The 16983-nt window shown below is 72.6% G+C and carries 12 protein-coding genes and 1 pseudogene; 9 read left to right on the top strand and 4 right to left on the bottom strand.

Annotated elements, in window-relative coordinates; genetic code table 11:
* The first annotated feature begins 193 nt into the window (after positions 1-193).
* The 9 genes from ACFYMU_RS15425 (at position 194) to ACFYMU_RS15385 (ending at position 11973) form a co-directional block, all read left to right on the top strand.
* Positions 194-2002, top strand: coding sequence for a fatty acyl-AMP ligase (locus ACFYMU_RS15425; protein WP_388372952.1), 1809 nt, complete (start codon positions 194-196; stop codon positions 2000-2002).
* A gap of 1 nt (position 2003) precedes the next feature.
* Complete coding sequence (locus ACFYMU_RS15420) at positions 2004-3803, top strand: acyl-CoA dehydrogenase family protein (protein ID WP_388372950.1); 1800 nt, start codon at positions 2004-2006, stop codon at positions 3801-3803.
* On the top strand, positions 3800-5587 hold the full coding sequence (locus ACFYMU_RS15415) for an acyl-CoA dehydrogenase (RefSeq protein WP_388372948.1): 1788 nt from the start codon (positions 3800-3802) through the stop codon (positions 5585-5587). The genes ACFYMU_RS15420 and ACFYMU_RS15415 overlap by 4 nt, the downstream gene beginning before the upstream one ends.
* Before the next feature lie 101 nt (positions 5588-5688).
* Positions 5689-5976 (top strand): acyl carrier protein, encoded by a 288-nt coding sequence (locus tag ACFYMU_RS15410; RefSeq protein ID WP_388372946.1) that lies wholly within the window; start codon positions 5689-5691, stop codon positions 5974-5976.
* The gene (locus ACFYMU_RS15405; RefSeq protein WP_388372944.1) at positions 5976-9047 is read left to right on the top strand and encodes a type I polyketide synthase; all 3072 of its coding nucleotides are present in this window, start codon (positions 5976-5978) and stop codon (positions 9045-9047) included. The genes ACFYMU_RS15410 and ACFYMU_RS15405 overlap by 1 nt, the downstream gene beginning before the upstream one ends.
* Positions 9044-10066, top strand: coding sequence for a 3-oxoacyl-ACP synthase III family protein (locus tag ACFYMU_RS15400; RefSeq protein ID WP_388372942.1), 1023 nt, complete (start codon positions 9044-9046; stop codon positions 10064-10066). Before ACFYMU_RS15405 ends, ACFYMU_RS15400 begins: the two co-directional genes overlap by 4 nt.
* Before the next feature lie 2 nt (positions 10067-10068).
* Positions 10069-10335 carry an acyl carrier protein gene (locus tag ACFYMU_RS15395; RefSeq protein ID WP_388372940.1) on the top strand — a complete coding sequence of 89 codons (267 nt, stop codon included), beginning with the start codon at positions 10069-10071 and terminating at the stop codon, positions 10333-10335.
* A complete protein-coding gene (locus ACFYMU_RS15390; protein WP_388372938.1) occupies positions 10332-11192 on the top strand; it encodes a 2-oxo acid dehydrogenase subunit E2 in 861 nt (286 codons plus the stop codon). Before ACFYMU_RS15395 ends, ACFYMU_RS15390 begins: the two co-directional genes overlap by 4 nt.
* Positions 11098-11973, top strand: coding sequence for a 4'-phosphopantetheinyl transferase family protein (locus ACFYMU_RS15385; RefSeq protein WP_388372936.1), 876 nt, complete (start codon positions 11098-11100; stop codon positions 11971-11973). The genes ACFYMU_RS15390 and ACFYMU_RS15385 overlap by 95 nt, the downstream gene beginning before the upstream one ends.
* Before the next feature lie 155 nt (positions 11974-12128).
* Here the strand turns inward: ACFYMU_RS15385 and ACFYMU_RS15380 are convergent, their stop codons facing one another.
* The 4 genes and pseudogenes from ACFYMU_RS15380 to ACFYMU_RS15365 all read right to left on the bottom strand — a co-directional run.
* On the bottom strand, positions 12129-14879 hold the full coding sequence (locus ACFYMU_RS15380; RefSeq protein ID WP_388372934.1) for a BTAD domain-containing putative transcriptional regulator: 2751 nt from the start codon (positions 14877-14879) through the stop codon (positions 12129-12131).
* An 8-nt stretch (positions 14880-14887) separates the two neighbouring features.
* Positions 14888-15898 (bottom strand): AfsA-related hotdog domain-containing protein, encoded by a 1011-nt coding sequence (locus ACFYMU_RS15375; RefSeq protein ID WP_388372932.1) that lies wholly within the window; start codon positions 15896-15898, stop codon positions 14888-14890.
* A 147-nt stretch (positions 15899-16045) separates the two neighbouring features.
* Complete coding sequence (gene fdxA, locus ACFYMU_RS15370; RefSeq protein WP_388372930.1) at positions 16046-16366, bottom strand: ferredoxin; 321 nt, start codon at positions 16364-16366, stop codon at positions 16046-16048.
* Positions 16363-16983 (bottom strand): annotated as a pseudogene (locus ACFYMU_RS15365) (2-oxoacid:ferredoxin oxidoreductase subunit beta); the annotation flags it as partial. The gene fdxA and the pseudogene ACFYMU_RS15365, both read right to left, overlap by 4 nt.

Below are 16983 nucleotides of genomic sequence, written 5' to 3'. Positions count from 1 at the left end.
GCCGCCGGCCGCTCACCGCAAGCTCCACCACGCCCATGACCAGCCCGCATGCCCGGCCGTGAGGCCACCGCACCGCCCACCACGTGCCGGGATCGCACAAGCGTCTCCTTAGCGCCCCGGACGACGATCGTTATGTCAGAGCAACCCGTGCCGGCGCCACGCCAGCGGATCTCGGAGAGGTCGGGGAAAGACGTTGACGAACTTCCGAACCTTCACAGAACTGGTTCTGGAGCGCACCGAAGCCCGCGGCGCCGCGGATGCCTTCATCTTCCTGCCGGACGACGCCAGCGGCTCGCTGCCGCAGCACCTCACGTCCGCCGGGCTCCACCAGGAGGCGCGCCGGATCGCGTCATGGCTCCAGGCGCGCGGAGCCACGAACCGCCAGGTCCTCCTGCTGTACCCGTCGGGTCTGGACTTCATCAAGGCGTTCACCGCCTGTCTGTACGCCGGTGCCGTGGCCGTGCCCGGACCGCTGCCCGCCGAGCAGGGCCAGCACTTCGCCCGGGTCTCCGGCATCCTGCGCGACGCCGAGGCGTGCGCCGTGCTCACCGACTCGGCCAACGCCCCCCAGATCTCCGCCTGGCTGGCCGAGGCGGGCTTCACCGACGTGCCGTGCCTGGCCACCGACGATCCGGCGCAGGGCGACGCGGACGCCTGGCACGCGCCCTCCCTCACTCCGGACAGCCTGGCCTTCCTGCAGTACACCTCCGGCTCGACCAGCGAACCCAAGGGGGTCGCGGTCTCGCAGCGCAACCTGCTCGCCAACCAGGCGGCGATCCAGCGGTCGATGGGCACCGGCCCGGAGACCGTGTGCGGCGGCTGGCTGCCCTTCTACCACGACATGGGCCTGATCGGGCACATTCTCCACCCGCTCTACCTGGGCACCCCCGCCGTCCTGATGGCGCCCTTCACCTTCCTCAAGCGCCCCTACAGCTGGCTGAAGATGATCGGCGACTACAAGATCACCAGCGGCGGCGGCCCCAACTTCGCGTACGACCTGTGCGTGCGCAGGGTCACCGACGCACAGCTGGAGACACTCGACCTGTCCACCTGGACAGGCGCCAACAACGGCGCCGAACCGGTCAGGGCCGAGACGATCCGTGCCTTCACCGAGCGCTTCGCACCGGTGGGATTCCGCCCCGAGACCATGTTCCCCTGCTACGGCATGGCCGAGACGACCCTGCTGGTCTCCGGCACCCCGCGCAACGCCGCCCCACGCGTCCTCGACGTCGACGCCGAGGCCCTGGAACGCGGCGAACTGGCCGATCCGGGCGAGGACGGCTCCACCCGCTCCCTCGTCAGCAGCGGGATCACGCGGGACTTCGACATCAGCATCGTCGACCCGGAGACCCACGTCGAGAAGTCCCAGGGGCACGTCGGCGAGATCTGGCTCAAGGGCGACAGCGTCGCCTCCGGCTACTGGAAGCGGCCGCAGACCAACAAGGAGATCTTCGACGCGGCGATCTCCGACGGCATGGGCGGCCACGACGGCGGCGGCTGGCTGCGCACCGGTGACATGGGTGTCCTGAAGGACGGCGAGCTCTACGTCACCGGCCGGCTCAAGGAGATGGTCATCCTGGCGGGCCGCAACCTCTATCCGCAGGACGTGGAACGCGCCGTCCAGTCCACGGACAAGGTGTTCCGCATCGGCGGGGGCGCCGTCTTCGCCGTCGACACCGACCGTGAACACCTGGTGGTCGTCCAGGAGATCCGGCCCGCCAGCCTCTCCACCGACCTGCCCACCCTCGCCTCCGGCCTCCAGAGGTTCATCAGCAAGGAGTTCAGCGTTCCGGCCGGCAACGTCCTGCTGGTCCGCCCCGGAACGATCAGCAAGACCACCAGCGGCAAGATCCAGCGGACCCTGATGCGCAAGCTGTTCCTCGAGGGCCGGATCGCCGCGCTGCACGAGGTCCTGGAGCCGGCCGTCCGCGAACTGATCGCATCCGCCGAGGCAGGCGACTCCGCCGACGCCGACGCCCAGTCCCTGGAATCGGTGGTCTGACATGGAACACCCGCCCTACCGACTCGCAGAGGAACTCGACCGCTTCCTCGGAGACCCCAACGATCCCGGGGAGGTCTTCACCTACGCGCGCTGCGTGGAACTCGACGACAACGAGGAGTTCCCCGCCGACATCGTCCGCCGCTTCCAGGAGTGGGGCCTGCCCGACCACTACGTACCGGTCGAGTACGGCGGCCGGCTGCGCGACTACGAGCAGGTGCTCCAGCTCGTCCGCACCGTCGCCCGCCGCGACATGACCTGCGCCATCGGCCACGCCAAGACCTACCTCGGCGGGGTGTGCGTATGGGTGGCGGGCTCCGCGGAGCAGGGCGCCGCGCTCGGCGCCGACATCATGGCCGGGGTCCCGGTCTCCCTCGGCCTCACCGAACGCGAGCACGGCAGCGACCTGCTGGCCACTGAGGTGCGCACCGACGAGAAGGCGTCGGACACCGAGGACCACTGGCTGGTCAGCGGCGAGAAGTGGCTGATCAACAACGCCACCCGGGGGTCGGTGCTGTCGCTGCTGACCCGCACGCGTCCGGACGGGGGCCCGCGCGGCCTCAGCGTCCTCCTGGTGGACAAGCGTGAACTCGACGAGGACACCTTCCGCCACCTGCCGAAGATCCGCACCCACGGCATCCGCGGCGCCGACATCTCCGGCATCGCCTTCGACGGCGCCCGGGTGCCGCGCAGCGCCCTCGTCGGTGCCGAGGGCGCCGGCCTGGAGATCGTGCTGAAGGCGCTCCAGATCACCCGCGCCATGGTCTCGGCACTGTCGCTCGGCGCCGGCGACCACGGGCTGCGGCTCGCGCTGGACTTCGCCGAGGAGCGCGAGCTGTACGGCCGGCGGCTGATCGACCTCCCGCAGGCCCGGAAGGTGCTGGCCGGCGCCGCCGCGGACGTACTGATGCACGAGGCGGTCAGCATGGTCGCCGCCCGCGCCGTACAGGCCCAGACGGCGGAGCTCAGCGTCACCTCGGCCGTCACCAAGTACCTGCTGCCCACCTCCACCGACCAGGTCCTCGCCGATCTGAAGGGGCTGCTCGGCGCCCGCGCCTTCCTCAAGGGCGTCTACGCCGACGGCCGGTTCCAGAAGCTCGAGCGCGACCACCGCCTCGTCGGGCTCTTCGACGGCAACACCCTGGTCAACCTCAACTCCCTGATCAACCAGTTCCGTTCGCTGGTCCGCGGCTTCGGGCGAGGCACCGGCGACACGGCGGGCAGCGACGTCGCCTGCGACCTCGGCGCACCGCTGCCGCCTCTGGACCCCTCGAAGCTGTCACTGGTCGCCCGGCACGGCAGCGGAATCATGGCGGGGCTCGCCGCCTCCGTCGACGAGATCAACCGGCGCGTGGCACTGGACTCCGCACTGGCCCCGGTGGCCGAGGCCGCGCAGCGGCTGCTCGCCGTCACCACCGCGGTGCACGCCGAGATGGAGGAGTACAAGAGCGTCCTCACCGAGGTCCCGCCCGCCGCCTACGAGGTCGCGTGCCGCTACGCCCTGTGCTGGGCGGGGGCGGCCTGCCTCGGCCTGTGGACGCACAGCAGTGACCACGTCCGCGACGACCCCGACACCGGGGCGCTGTGGCGCGAAGGCCTGTGGCTGCACACCGTTCTCGACCGGCTGCTGGTCCGCCTCGGCGAACCGGCGGTGGCCGGACAGGAGACGTACGAAGGACTGCTCGGCGCCCTGCGGGCGGCCCGCTCCTCGGGCCGGCTGTTCTCGCTGCTGCCGCAGCGGGGCCCCGAGCGGCAGCCCGCGACGCCCGAGGTGGCCGCCCACGAGACTGAGAGGACGTCATGATCGGCACAGAGCCCCAGGGCGCGCACCCGGCGACTGCCGCCATACGGGACGGTCAGGGGATGCCCGGCCAGGAGGCGCGGGCCGCGGAACGCGTGGCCGAACTGGACCGGCGGCTGGGCGACCCCACCGACGAGAGCAACGAACTGTCCTACACCCGACTGCTCGAGGCGGACGAGGCCGGTGTGCTCTCCGAGGCCGGCGAGCGCGCCCTCGACGAATTCGGGCTCGGCGCCGAGTTCGTGCCGCCCGCCGAGGGCGGCCGCATGGAGCGGCTCGACACCCTGGTCCGTGTCATGCGGCAGGTGTTCCGCCGTGACGTCGCCCTCGGCCTCGGCTACGGCATGACCTCCTTCATGGCCGCCGTGAACGTCTGGGCCGCCGGGGAAGCCGCGCAGCGTGACCGCGTCGCGCAAATCCTCACCCGCGGCGGCAGGATCTCGGTCGCCTACCACGAACTCGCGCACGGCAACGACTTCGTGCGCAACGAGTTCGAGGCCCGCCCCGCGGAGGGGGGCGGATACCTTCTGAACGGCACCAAGCAGGTCATCAACAACGTCCACCGTGCGGACGCCTGGGTCCTGTTCAGCCGCACCGACCCCGCACCGGGCAGCCGCAGCCACTCCGTGCTCCTCGTCGAGCGCGAGGGGCTCGACACGGACACCTGGCAGGTGCTGCCCCGCTACGACACCGTGGGCGTGCGCGGCTGCCGCCTGACCGGGCTCCGCTTCGACAACACCCCCGTGCCCGCCTCGGCCCTCGTCGGAGAGAGCGGGAAGGGAGTCGAAACCGCGCTGCGCGCCTTCCAGATCACCCGGGCCGCGCTGCCCGGCATGGCGGTCGGCACCACCGACACGGCCCTGCGGACCGTCGTGCGCTTCGCACTGGGGCGACGCCTCTACCGCAAGACCGTCATGGAGATCCCGCACGCCAGGGCCACTCTGTCCGGGGCGTTCACCGACCTGCTGACCTGCGACGCCCTCTCCCTGGCCGCGACCCGTGCGGTGCACCTGCTGCCCGAGCAGACCAGCGTCTTCGCCGCCGCCACCAAGTACCTCGTCCCGAAGCTGCTCACCGACGCCATGCACGAGCTCTCCATCGTGCTCGGGGCCCGCTTCTACATCCGTGACGGCGAGCACGGCATCTTCCAGAAGCACCTCCGCGACCTGCCGGTGCTCAGCCTCGGCCACGCCGGCTCCGCGGCCTGCCAGGCCACGATCATCCCCCAGCTGTCCCGGCTCGCCCGGCGCTCCTGGTTCAGCGACGAACCGGCACCGGAAGAACTCTTCCGGCCGCGCGGGGAACTCCCGGAGATCCCCTTCGACCGGCTGGCCCTGGCGAGCGGACGGGACGGGCTCAGCGCCACACTCGTCGCCGCCGTGGACCGGCTGCCCGGCGCGGCCCCCGAGGAGCGGTCCGTCCAGGGGCTCGCGCTGAGCCTGGTGGACGAGCTGCGGCAGGTCCAGGAGGCGAGCCGCGCGCTCGCCCCCGAGGACCGCACGGCGCTCGCCGGCCCCGCCGCCTTCGCCCTCGCCGACCGGTACGCCCACCTGCTCGCCGCCGCCTCGGCGATCGGTGTCTGGCAGCAGGCGTCCCGCGACGGCAACGACGCGTTCCTCGCCGACCCCGCCTGGCTCGCCGCCGCACTGCACCGGCTCGCCCGGCGGCTCGGCCGACGGCCCGCCGAACTCCCCGTGTCCGTCGACGCACGGATGCACGAGGAGGTACTGCGCAGGTTCCACGCGCGCAGCAGCTACGACCTGTACGACACCCCGCTCACCGGCTGACGGACACCAGCCGGCCCCGCGACGGACCACCGGCCGGCCCCCGACGGCCGGTGCGGCCCCACCACACCAAGCGAATCCGCTCACCCGCCGAGGAGTGCACCATGCCCGTTCCGACCACCGGACACACCACCGAGTCTCTGACCATGTGGCTGGCCGAGCGTATCGCCCTCTACCTCAAGCGGCAGCCCGCCGAGATCGACCCGGACGTGCCCCTCGCGGAGTACGGCCTCGACTCCGTCGCCGCCCTCAGCCTGTGCGGGGACATCGAGGACGACTTCGACGTCGTGATGGAGCCCACGGCTGCCTGGGACTACCCGACCGTCCACGCGCTCGCCGGCCACCTCATGGAGGAGTTCGCCGTGGCCGCCCCGCAGGACGGCGGCGCTTGATGGAGCCCATAGCCATCGTCGGCATCGACTGCAGATTCCCGGGGGCGCCCGACACCGGCGCCTACTGGGACCTGTTGATGCGCGGCGCGGACGGGGTGGGGGAGGTGCCCCGGCTGCGGTGGGACGCCAAGGAGTTCTACTCCGAGGCCGGGGAGCAAGGGCACACCAACACCACCGAGGGCGGCTTCATCGCCGACCCGGACGCCTTCGACAACGAGTTCTTCACCATCTCGCCGCGTGAGGCGGCCGCCATGGACCCCCAGCAGCGGCTGCTGCTGCAGTCCGCGTGGCGGGCGGTCGAGGACGCGGGGATCCCGCCGCGGACCCTCGCCGGCACCCCCACCGGGGTCTTCGTCGGCATCATGGGCAACGAGTGGGCGCAACTGCACCTCACCGACTACGAGAACGTCACCGCCCAGGTCGGTTCCGGCAACGGCTACTGCATGACCGCCAACCGGATCTCGTACCACCTCGACCTGAAGGGCCCCAGCCTCGCCGTCGACACCGCCTGCTCGTCGTCGCTGGTCGCCGCGCACCTCGCGGTGAACGCCCTGCTGTCCGAGGAGTGCGACCACGCCCTCGTCGGCGGCGTCAACGTCGCCCTCACCCCCGCGCTGTCGATCTTCTACACCCAGGCCGGGCTCTCCGCCCCCGACGGGCGCTGCAAGCCCTTCAGCGCCGAGGCCGACGGCATCGGCCGCGGCGAGGGCGTCGGCGTGGTCGTGCTGCGCAGGCTGCGGGACGCGCTGGCCGACGGGCAGCGCGTGTACGCGGTCATCCGCGGCATCGCCGTCAACCAGGACGGCCGCAGCAACGGGCTGACCGCGCCCAACCGCTGGGCCCAGCAGGACGTGCTCGCCGCCGCCTACCGCAGGGCCGGAGTGGAGCCCTCCGACGTGGCCTTCACCGAGGCGCACGGCACCGGCACCAGCCTCGGCGACATGATGGAGGTGAAGGCGCTCGGCCACCACCACGCGGGCCGCGCCGGTACCCCCATGGCGCTCGGCTCGGTCAAGGGCAACCTCGGCCACACCGAGGGCGCCGCCGGCGTCGCGGGACTGATCAAGGTCGCCCTGTCCCTGCACCACCGGGTGGTCCCCGCCAGCCGCTTCGCGGCCAAGGAGAGCAAGCGGCTGAACCTGCGCGAGCACGGGCTGCGGCTCCTCAAGGCACCGCTGCGGCTGCCCGCCGGTCCCACGGTCGCCGGACTCAGCAGCTTCGGCATGGGCGGTACCAACGCGCATGCCGTCCTGGAGTCCGCGCCCCCCGAGGCCGCACGCCCGCAGCCCGTGGAGGACGCCCCGGTGGGCGGCATCGGGGCCGCCGTGTTCACCCTCACCGCGCCGACCGCCGAGGCGCTGCGCCGCAACCTGCTGGCCCAGGCCGACGCGGCGGCGGCCCGCCGGGCACCGCTGGGTCCGCTGGCCCGGGCCGGCAACCGCGTCAAGGCCGGCCACCGACACCGGTTCGCGACCGCCGCCACCGACACCGGGGAACTCGTCACCAGGCTGCGCGAAGCCGCCGCCGACCCCGACCTGCTGGCCCGGCTCGTCGGCAACCCCGCCGGCCGGCCCCGCACCGCGTTCCTGTTCACCGGGCAGGGCTCCCAGTACCCGCGGATGACCGCCGCGCTGTACGAACAGTCCCCGCTGTACCGGCACTTCCTCGACGAGGCCGACGCCGCGCTGCTGCCGCACACCGGGCGGTCCGTGCGCGACCTGATCCTCGACGGCGACGAGGCGGTGCACAGCACACGGTGGACGCAGCCCGCCCTGTTCGCCGTCGGCTACGCCCTCGGCCGGACCCTGATGGAGCTCGGGGTGCACCCCGAGATGCTGCTCGGCCACAGCGTCGGCGAGTTCGCCGCCGCCGTGCTGGCCCGGGCCCTCCCGCTGGACGGCGCCGCCCGGCTGATCGCCGCCCGCGGTGCCCTGATGCAGGAACTCCCCGCGGGCGGCGGCATGCTGTCCGTCCGGGCCGCCAGGGAAGACCTCGAGAAGCTGATCGCACCGGAGCTGCTCGTCGGTGTCGCCGCCGTCAACGGCCCCACCTCCACCGTGCTCTCCGGGGACCTGGCGGCGCTGGAGCGGATCGGCGCCGAGATCGAGGCCCAGGGGCTCAGCACCCGCAGGCTCCAGGTCTCGCACGCCTTCCACTCGCCGCTGATGCGGCCCATGCTGGCCCGTTTCGCGGCGATCGCCACCGAGGTCGGCGGGGGCGTACCCGAGATCCCGGTGTACTCGACCGTGCGCGGCCGGGTGCTCGACGGGGAGGCGATGGACGCCGCCTACTGGGTGGAACACATCGGCGCCACCGTCCTGTTCGGGGACGCGGCCGCCGCACTGCTCGCCGAGGGACCGACCCACTTGGTGGAGATCGGCCCCCAGCCGGTGCTCTCCGGGATGACACGCCGCCTCGGCCCCCCCGCCTCGGGCACGGGTCCGGCGCACGTCCTGCCGGTGCGCGGTCCCGAGTCCTGCGGCCTGGACCTCGCCGAGGCCCTCGCCGAGCTGTACCGGGGCGGCGTCGAGCCCGACTGGGACGCCGTGTACACACCCGGGGAACGTGTTGCTCACCCGCTGCCGCCCTACAGCTTCTCGACGGAGCACCGCTATTGGGCGAGGAATCCGGTGCGGGGTCCGGGAACGGTCGACGTCCCGGTGGCCGAGCGGACGGACCCGGCGCCCGTACCGCACCGGGAGCCGCACACCGCCTCCGCGTCCGTCCGCGTCCTGGACCGGCCCGGCGGGCCGGCGGACCCGGTCGCGGAAGCCGTCCTCACGGCCGTCCGGCTGGTGGGGGGCTACACCGACGCCGACATCGGGCCTCACGACCGGCTCTACGAGGACCTCGGCTTCGACTCCGTCATGGTCATGGAACTCAAGAACCGGCTGGAGGACCGGCTCACGGGCATCGGCGCCCTGACGGTCCAGGACCTGCTGCCCCGGCTCTCCTCCGTCGGCGACCTCATCGGCTTCCTGCGCGAACTCGGTGCGGCGGTGCCCGGTCCCGCGAGCTTCGGCGACATGGCGGAGAACCGGGCGCTCATGGAAGAAGAGAGGACGGCATGACCACTCCGACGACCCATCTGGCCTCCATCGGCACCGCTCTGCCCGGTGACCCGGTGGACAACGCCACCCTGGCCAAGGTGCTCGGCATCAACGAGGACTGGATCGAGGTCTTCATCGGCACCCGGACGCGGTACTTCGCCCGGGACCTCGGCACCGGAGTGGTGCGCTGGTCGCTCGCCGACCTGTGCGCACAGGCCGCCGAGAAGGCGCTCGCCGCCCCCGGCGTCAGCCCGGACGAGATCGAGTTCATCGTCCTCGGCACGGCCACCCCCGACACCCTGATGCCCGCCACCGTCAACCATGTCGCCGACCAGCTCGGCCTGGACCAGGTGCCCACCTTCCAGCTCCAGTCCGGCTGCGCCGGCGCCGTACAGGCCCTGGGCGTCGCCCAGTCGATGATCGCCTCGGGCCAGTACCGCACCGGTCTCGTCATCGGCGGCGACGTGTGCAGCAAGCACCTCGACCTCCAGCGCGACGTGTCCGGCGCCGCCCCCAGCGACCTCGTCAACTACGTCCTGTTCGGTGACGGTGCGGGCGCGGCCGTCCTCACCGACGAGCCGCGCGGTCAGCGCCTCGCGCTGCGCCACGTCCTCAACCGCTTCACCGGACTGGGCCGCAAGCCCGGTCAGGTCATCGAGTGGTTCGGGCTCGCCGACCGGTACGACGACCGGCAGGCCGTCACCGAGGACTACAAGGCCATCGAGGAGTCGGTGCCCGTCATGGCAGTCGAGATCCTCTGGGAGATCCTCGGCGAACTGGACTGGGAGGCGGACCAGTTGGACTATCTGCTGCCGCCCCAGCTCTCCGGCCGGATGACCCGCCGCATCACCGAGGAGCTCGACGTGCCGAGCGCGACGGACGTCTCGTGCGTCGCGGACACCGGCAACAACGGAAACGCCCTGCCCTTCCTGCAGATCGAGAAGTTGCTGGAGCGCATGTCCGACGGAGAGCGGGCCCTCGCGGTCGCCGTCGAGTCCAGCAAATGGATCAAGGCCGGCTTCGCCCTGGAGAAGGTATGAGCATGGACAGCACCGCCCCCGCGATCGATTCCGCCACGGGCGGCTTCACCCTCGACGACTACGTGCGGCTCGTCAACGACGAGATCGGCATGCCGCTGGCACTCGAGCAGGTGGCCAGTGACTTCGACGAACTCCCCGACTGGGACTCGCTGTACCTCCTCAAGCTCGTCACCGCCCTGGAGCTCGCCACCGGCCGCAAGGTCCCGGTCGGCAGGATCTTCGAGGCCCGCAGCCTCGGGGAGATCTACGAGCTGGCGGTGGCCGGGTGAAGCCCACCGTCATCGCTGAACGGCGCCGCCGCCACACCCTGTACTTCCTGGAGTGGGCGGCGGCCCAGCGGCCGGTGCACCTGGACACCGACGTCGACATGACCCGGATCCAGGCGCATCGCGCCGCCGCTCGCGACGACGGTCGCCGCTACTCGGTCGTCAGCTATCTGCTGTACGCCGCCGGACGGGTCCTCGAGCGCCACCCCGAGGCCAACGCCGTCCTGGCCCCCGGCTGGCCTTCCCTGTTCCGGCGCCCGAAGATCGTCCGCTTCGACGGTGTCACCGCCAAACTCGCCCTGGACCGGCCCGTCGAGGGCGAGCGCACCGTGCTCTCGGCCCTCGTCCCGGGCCTGGAGACGGCCGGCCTGCACGAGATCCAGGAACGCATCGACCGCTACGGGGGTGAACAGGCCGCGGACCTGCCCGAGTTCAAGGGCGTACGGATGCTGGGCAGGCTTCCGGTCCCGCTCGGCAGGGCCGCGTTCGCCGCGGCGCTGCGCGATCCCCGCAGGCGCGTCGGCGTGTTCGGCACCGTCTCGGTCAGCTCGCTCGGCCACCGGACCGTCGACGGCTTCCACTCGGCCGGCGGCACCGCCGTGACCCTCTGCGCGGGCCGCGTCGTCGACCGCGCGGTGGTGCGCGACGGCGCCGTGGTGCCCGCGCCGATGATGCGGCTCGGCCTCACCTTCGACCACCGGGTGATCGACGGCGCGGCCGCGGCCGATGTGCTGTCCGATCTCCACGACACGTTGGAGAGCTTCGATGACGGCACCCGGGCGCAGGGCCCCGGGCCGGACCCTCGGCGAGCCGATCGCGATCTGCGGCCCGTCGGGGGACTGGAGCAGAGTACGCGCTGAGCTCGACCGGCACGGGGCGGCCGTCCTGTGGGCGCGCCAGGACGACTGGCGGCCCGAACGGGCGGGCGTGCCGCGCCTGCGCGTGCTCCTGGGCCGCGACTGGGAGCGCTACCTGCAGCTGACGCACCCGCAGGTACGCGCCCGCTTCGCCTCCTCCCGCGTCCTGCTGAAGTTCGCCGCCGCGGCCGTGCTCGGCGTACGGCCCCAGTCCGTCGAACTCGGCTACGGCCTCAACGGGCGCCCCTGCCTGCGCGGCTACGACGGCCTGCAGATCAGCCTCAGTCACACCGACGGCCTGCTCCTGGTCGGCCTGGCCACCGGCGGCGTCATCGGCGTCGACGCAGAGCCCAGCGACCGTGTCCTGTACGGCCCGGGACTGGGCCGGCACGTGTGCACCCCGTACGAGGTGGAGCGGATCGAGGCCATGCCGGAGGCGGAGCGCAACCCCGCCGTGCTCCGCCTGTGGACCCTGAAGGAGGCCTACAGCAAGGCCATCGGCCTCGGCATGCTGTTCCGCTTCACCGACTTCGGCTTCAGCCCGGACCGAGCCCCCACGGACGTGCTGCGCCCCGACGGCACCCCCGGCACGGTCGGCGCATGGGCCTTCCGCACCCTGTCGATCGGGAACCGCTACACCCTCGGTGTCGCCGTCGGCGACAGCGGCTTCGGCCTCGGCACGGACACCGCGGCGTGCACCGCACTCGACCCGCTCGTCGTCGACGCCCTGGTGGAGGCCCTGGGGGAGGAGGCGCAGGACACGGCCGACACCGCCGAGTGGTGACGAGGCGGCCGGTCGCGGCGGCGCCCGTGCGACGTCCCCGTGCGGCGCCGCGCCCGGGAGCGCGGCGCGCTGCCGTCCGCGCGGAAGGTGCGGACGGGCCCGGGCCGGTCAGGCCCGGTGCCGGGGAAGCGCCCCGGCACCGTGGCGGCCGGTCCTCACGCGGCCGGCTGGGCCGGCCACGACGGATGGAAGAGCCAGACACCGGGGCGGACCTCGAGCGGGACCGAGGACGCCGCGGCCGGCCGGCCCGACGCCAGTGCAGTGCGCAGGGCGGACGCCGTGCGCCGCGCGTACTCGATCCAGCGGCGGTCGCCGGCGGAGCGTGCGGCGCTCTCGCACTCTCCGAGACGGGCGAGCGCCTCCTCATGGCGGCCCTCGCGCTGCGCCACCAGGGCCAGCCCACGCAGCGACTTGGCCGAGCCGCGCGGGTCGCTGTCCAGCCGGCTCACCGACAGGGCCCGCGCATAGGCCCGTGCGGCCTGCGCGAACCGCCCCATCCCGAGGAGCGCGTCCCCTTCGGCGCACAGGCAGCGGCCGGCCGCCGCCTGGTCACCGAGGCGGGTGAACAGATGCCAGGCCAGGCGGTAGCGGTCGATCGCCAGCGAGGTCTGGTGGCGCTGCCAGGCCAGGTCGCCGAGGGACCGCAGGATGACGGCCTCCGCCTGGATGTCACCGGACCGGCGGGCCGCGTTCAGTGCGAGGTCGTGCGTCGCCTCCCACTCCTCCCACAGCGCGCCCGCCTCGTAGTAACCGGCCGCGGCCGAGACCAGGGCGCAGCACAGACTCCACAACCCGGCCGCATGGGCCTGCCGCACGGCCTCCGACAGGCCCGCGGACTCCTCCTGGAACCACCGCAGCGGAGTGTTGCCGACCACCTCTTCGGGGCGGGTCGAGGCCAGGGGTTCGGCCTCGTACGCCAGCCGGTCCCGGCCGGGCGTCAGTTGCGCGTCGGCGTACCTGGCCAGGGTCAGGAAGGCACGGCACAGCCGTTCCACGGCCGCGGGCCCTTCCTGCGGGGACTCCTGGGCCAGCACCTCGAGGGACAGCGAGCGCAGCAGCGCGTGGAAGCCGTAGCGCACGGGGGCCAGCCGCCCGGGCCGCCGCCGTGCCTCCAGCAGATGGGCCTGCACCAGCTTCTCGGTGAGTCGCTCGGCCCCCACCTCGTCCGTGCCGAGCAGGGCGGCCGCGGTCCACAGGGCGAAGTCGGGCAGCGAGGCCAGCCCGAGGAGCCGGAAGGCCTGCCTGGCCTCCTCGTCCACGTCGCGGTACGCAGTCAGCAGACTGCTCCGCACATCGAGGTCGCCCAGGGCGAGCGCGGCCAGCCGGGTCCGCTCGTCACGCAGCCGCTGGGCGAGGCCGGCGGCGGTCCAGTGCGGGCGGGCCGCGAGTCCGGCGGCCGCCACCCGAAGGGCCAGCGGCAGCCAGCCGCAGAGCCGGGCGATCTCCGCGGCCGCTTCCGGGTCGTCCTGCATCCGCTGTCCGCCGCACGCCGCCAGCAGTGCCTCGGCCTCGCCCGCGGTGAGCACGTCGAGGCTCAGGTGCCGCACGCTCTCCAGCGCGCCGAGCACGTGCCGGCTCGTCAGGATCACCGTGCTGTCGGGCACGGCCGACAGCACCGGCCGGATCTGCGCCTCCGAGACGGCGTCGTCCAGGACGATGAGCATCTTGCGGCCCTCGGTGCGTGCGTGCAGCAGCTCCGCCAGTTCCGCCTCGGACGACGGCAGCGGCTGCGTGCCGGAGTCCGTTCCCCGTTCCGGTGCGTCGGCCCGCGGCCCGCGCAGCCGTCGCAGCAGGGTCACCAGGGCGGCCCTCGGCTCGACGGCCCGCCCGCCGGCGTCCCGCAAGGTCACCAGGAGCCGGCCGTCGGGGAACAACTCGGCGGCGTCATGGGCCAGCCGCACGGCCAGCGCCGTCTTTCCGACGCCCGCCCGGCCCGACACCACGAGCACCTTGTGCCGTCCGGGGTGTTCCTCCGCCAGCAGCTGCTCACCGAAGGCCAGTTGCTCCTCGCGTCCGGTGAAGTCCGCCACGGCCGGCGGCAGCCACACCGTGGGCCCCGCCTCCCGGCCGCCGCCCGCGGACCCCTCGGCCGGGCGGTCGTGGGATCCGCCGGCGGGAACGAGCCGGCGCCCGGGCTCACCGCGCCAGGCCAGCGAGGGGTCGGAGGCCAGGATCCGCTCCAGCAGCCTGCTCAGTGCCGGACCGGGCTCCACGCCCAGTTCGTCGACCAGCGACCGCCGCGCCTGGTGATAGACCTGCAGGGCGTCGGACTGCCGGCCGGAACGGTACAGGGCCACCATCAGATGACAGTGCAGCGTCTCGCGCAGCGGGTGCTCGTGCGCCAGGGCCATCAGCTCCCCGACCAGCTCCTGGTGCAGCCCGAGCCGCAGATCTGCGGAGATCCGCTGTTCCAGCACCTCGGCGCGCAGTTCGTTGAGCCTGATCGCGGAGGTCTCCAGCGAGGGCCCGTGCGGTATGCCCGAGAGCGCGGGTCCCGTCCACAGCCCGAGCGCGCGGCTCAGCGCCTGCGAGGCGGCCTCGTACTCGTGCCGGCCGTAGGCGGCCCGCCCCTCGGCCCGCAGCGACTCGAAGACGGCCAGGTCCAGTTCCTCGGGGGCGACCCGCATCAGGTAGCCGGGGGGCCGGGTCAGCAGGGGCTGCGGGGTGACCGTGTCCGCCGTGGCCCCGGTGTCCTCCAGCAGGGCCTTGCGCAGCTGGGACACATACACCTGGAGGGTGGTGGTGGCCGTGCGCGGTGGTTCCGCTCCCCACAGTTCGTCGATCAGAGTATGCGTTGACACCACCGTGTTGTTCTGCACCAACAGGGTGGCGAGGACCGCGCGCGGCTTGGCCGCGGACGGTGTACGAGGGGCCATGTGCACGGGACCGAGGACTCTGTATCTCATGGCGCGGCTCAGCAGTCCTGGAGCACGGAGGCGGAGACACGCGCCACGACCCGGCTGCCCTGGAGGAACGACAGCCGCAGGTCGATCACCGGGCGGCCCGCCGCGTCACGGGACACCCGCCCGTCCGTGCGGCGCACGCCCTCGCGGACCGTGCAGTGCAGCGGCAGTCCGGGCTCGGCGAAGCCGCGGAACGAGGCCTGCCAGCGGGACAGCACCGCGTGCGAGGGGAGGAAGCCGCGCAGCTCCGCGGCGGCGAGCAGCCCCACCTGGCGGGACACCTCCAGGAACAGCATCGGCGGCACCTCGTCGGGCGCGTCCGGGGCCTCGAGCCGCAGTTCGGCGACCGCCCGGGCGTCGATGGGGAAGGCCAGTCCCTCGTCGCCGTCCGCCCCGATGTGCTCGGGCAGACCGACCAGGACGTTGCGGCTGTCCCGGTGGCCGACCTGTTCGGGCAACGGCACGCCGGGGGACAGGGGACCACCGTCCCCGGCCGCCACCGACTCCTCGCTCTGCCGCCGTCCGAGCACACGGTGGTTGTGGTAGACGCCCTGGGCGAGGAAGACCAGCCGGGCGGAGGCGGTGCCGCAGCGCTCGCCGTCGATGGAGACGGTGGCCTCGCACTCCAGGCCCCGCGGAACGCCGCCCACGAGGTCGAGCGGCGTCATCCCGAGCTCCAGTGCGATCCCGGCCCGCATGCCGCCGCGGCGCCATGCGTCCAGCCAGGTGATCGCCGCGCCGCCGGAGGCCACCACGGGGTGCCAGCTCTCCGGCACCCTGAAGTACCGGCGCGCCGCGAACAGCATGGTCTGGCGCAGTGACTCCACGGGGAACAGCAGGTCGTGGTAGCTCGACGAGGAGTCGCCGAACAGCGGATGTTCCTCGGGGAGTTCCGCGGAGAACGCGAAGTTCTGCCGTACCGGCGCGGTCGCCTTCAGCAGAAAGGCTTCGGGGCTGGCCGGCCTGTGGACCAGGTGGTGAGGTCCGAGGAAAGAAGGGGACGGTGCGGTGAAGGTGTCCATGGGGTTCCTCTGCGGAGGTGTCCGGCGGCTCTGCGGAAACGCTTTGTGGGGCGCATGCGCTTGACGTGTGCACGTTGCCTGACTCCGCTGAAGGAACAGGGAAGCCGTACTGAAGTACGAATGACGCCGACCCCGCACCTCTGGTGATCAGCCCGTTTTGACCGGTTCTCCCTCGACGATCGGGTGGTCCCTGGGCAGGGGGTCCGCCGCCGCCGCACCGCCGGGCGCTCCGGTCGCGGCGAAGACGTCCCGGTCCGCGGTGAGATAGCCGGACCACTCGTCGGGCAGCGAGTCCTCGTAGAAGATCGCCTCGACCGGGCACACGGGCTCGCAGGCGCCGCAGTCCACGCATTCGTCGGGGTTGATGTACAGCTTGCGCGGACCTTCGTAGATGCAGTCGACGGGACACTCGTCGACGCATGCCTTGTCCTTGAGGTCGACGCAGGGCTGGGTGATGACGTACGTCATGAGGACTCCACGGTCCAGGTGTCGTTGCCGGTGAGGAGGGAGGTGAGGTCGGCCTTGCCGTGCTGCTCGATGGCGGTGTCGAGTTGGTCGGCCATGAGGGTGTCGTAGACGGGCCGGTCGATGGAGCGGAAGACGCCGATGGGGGTGTGGTGGAGGGTGGTGGGGTCGGCGAGGCGGGACAGGGCGAAGGCGGTGGTGGGGCTGGGGTTGTGGGCGTCGTGGACGAGGATCTGCGCCTCGTTCTCGGGGGTGACGGGGACGACCTTCAGGTCGCCGGTGGCCGTGTCCCGTACGACTCCCTTGGAGAGGCCGGCGCCGAAGCGGACGGGCCGGCCGTGTTCCAGCCGGATGACTGCTTCTTCGGCCTGCTGCTTGTCCTTGAGGGTGTCGAAGGCGCCGTCGTTGAAGATGTTGCAGTTCTGGTAGATCTCGACGAGTGCGGTGCCGGGGTGCTCGGCGGCCTGGCGCAGGACGTCGGTGAGGTGCTTGCGGTCGGAGTCCACCGTGCGGGCGACGAAGGACGCCTCCGCGCCGAGGGCGAGGGAGACGGGGTTGAAGGGGGCGTCGAGGGATCCCATGGGGGTCGACTTGGTGATCTTGCCGAGTTCGGAGGTGGG

The sequence above is a fragment of the Streptomyces sp. NPDC007264 genome (genome assembly GCF_042869095.1).
Taxonomy (GTDB): Bacteria; Actinomycetota; Actinomycetes; order Streptomycetales; family Streptomycetaceae; genus Streptomyces.
This window is presented reverse-complemented; position numbering and strand designations above follow the sequence as displayed.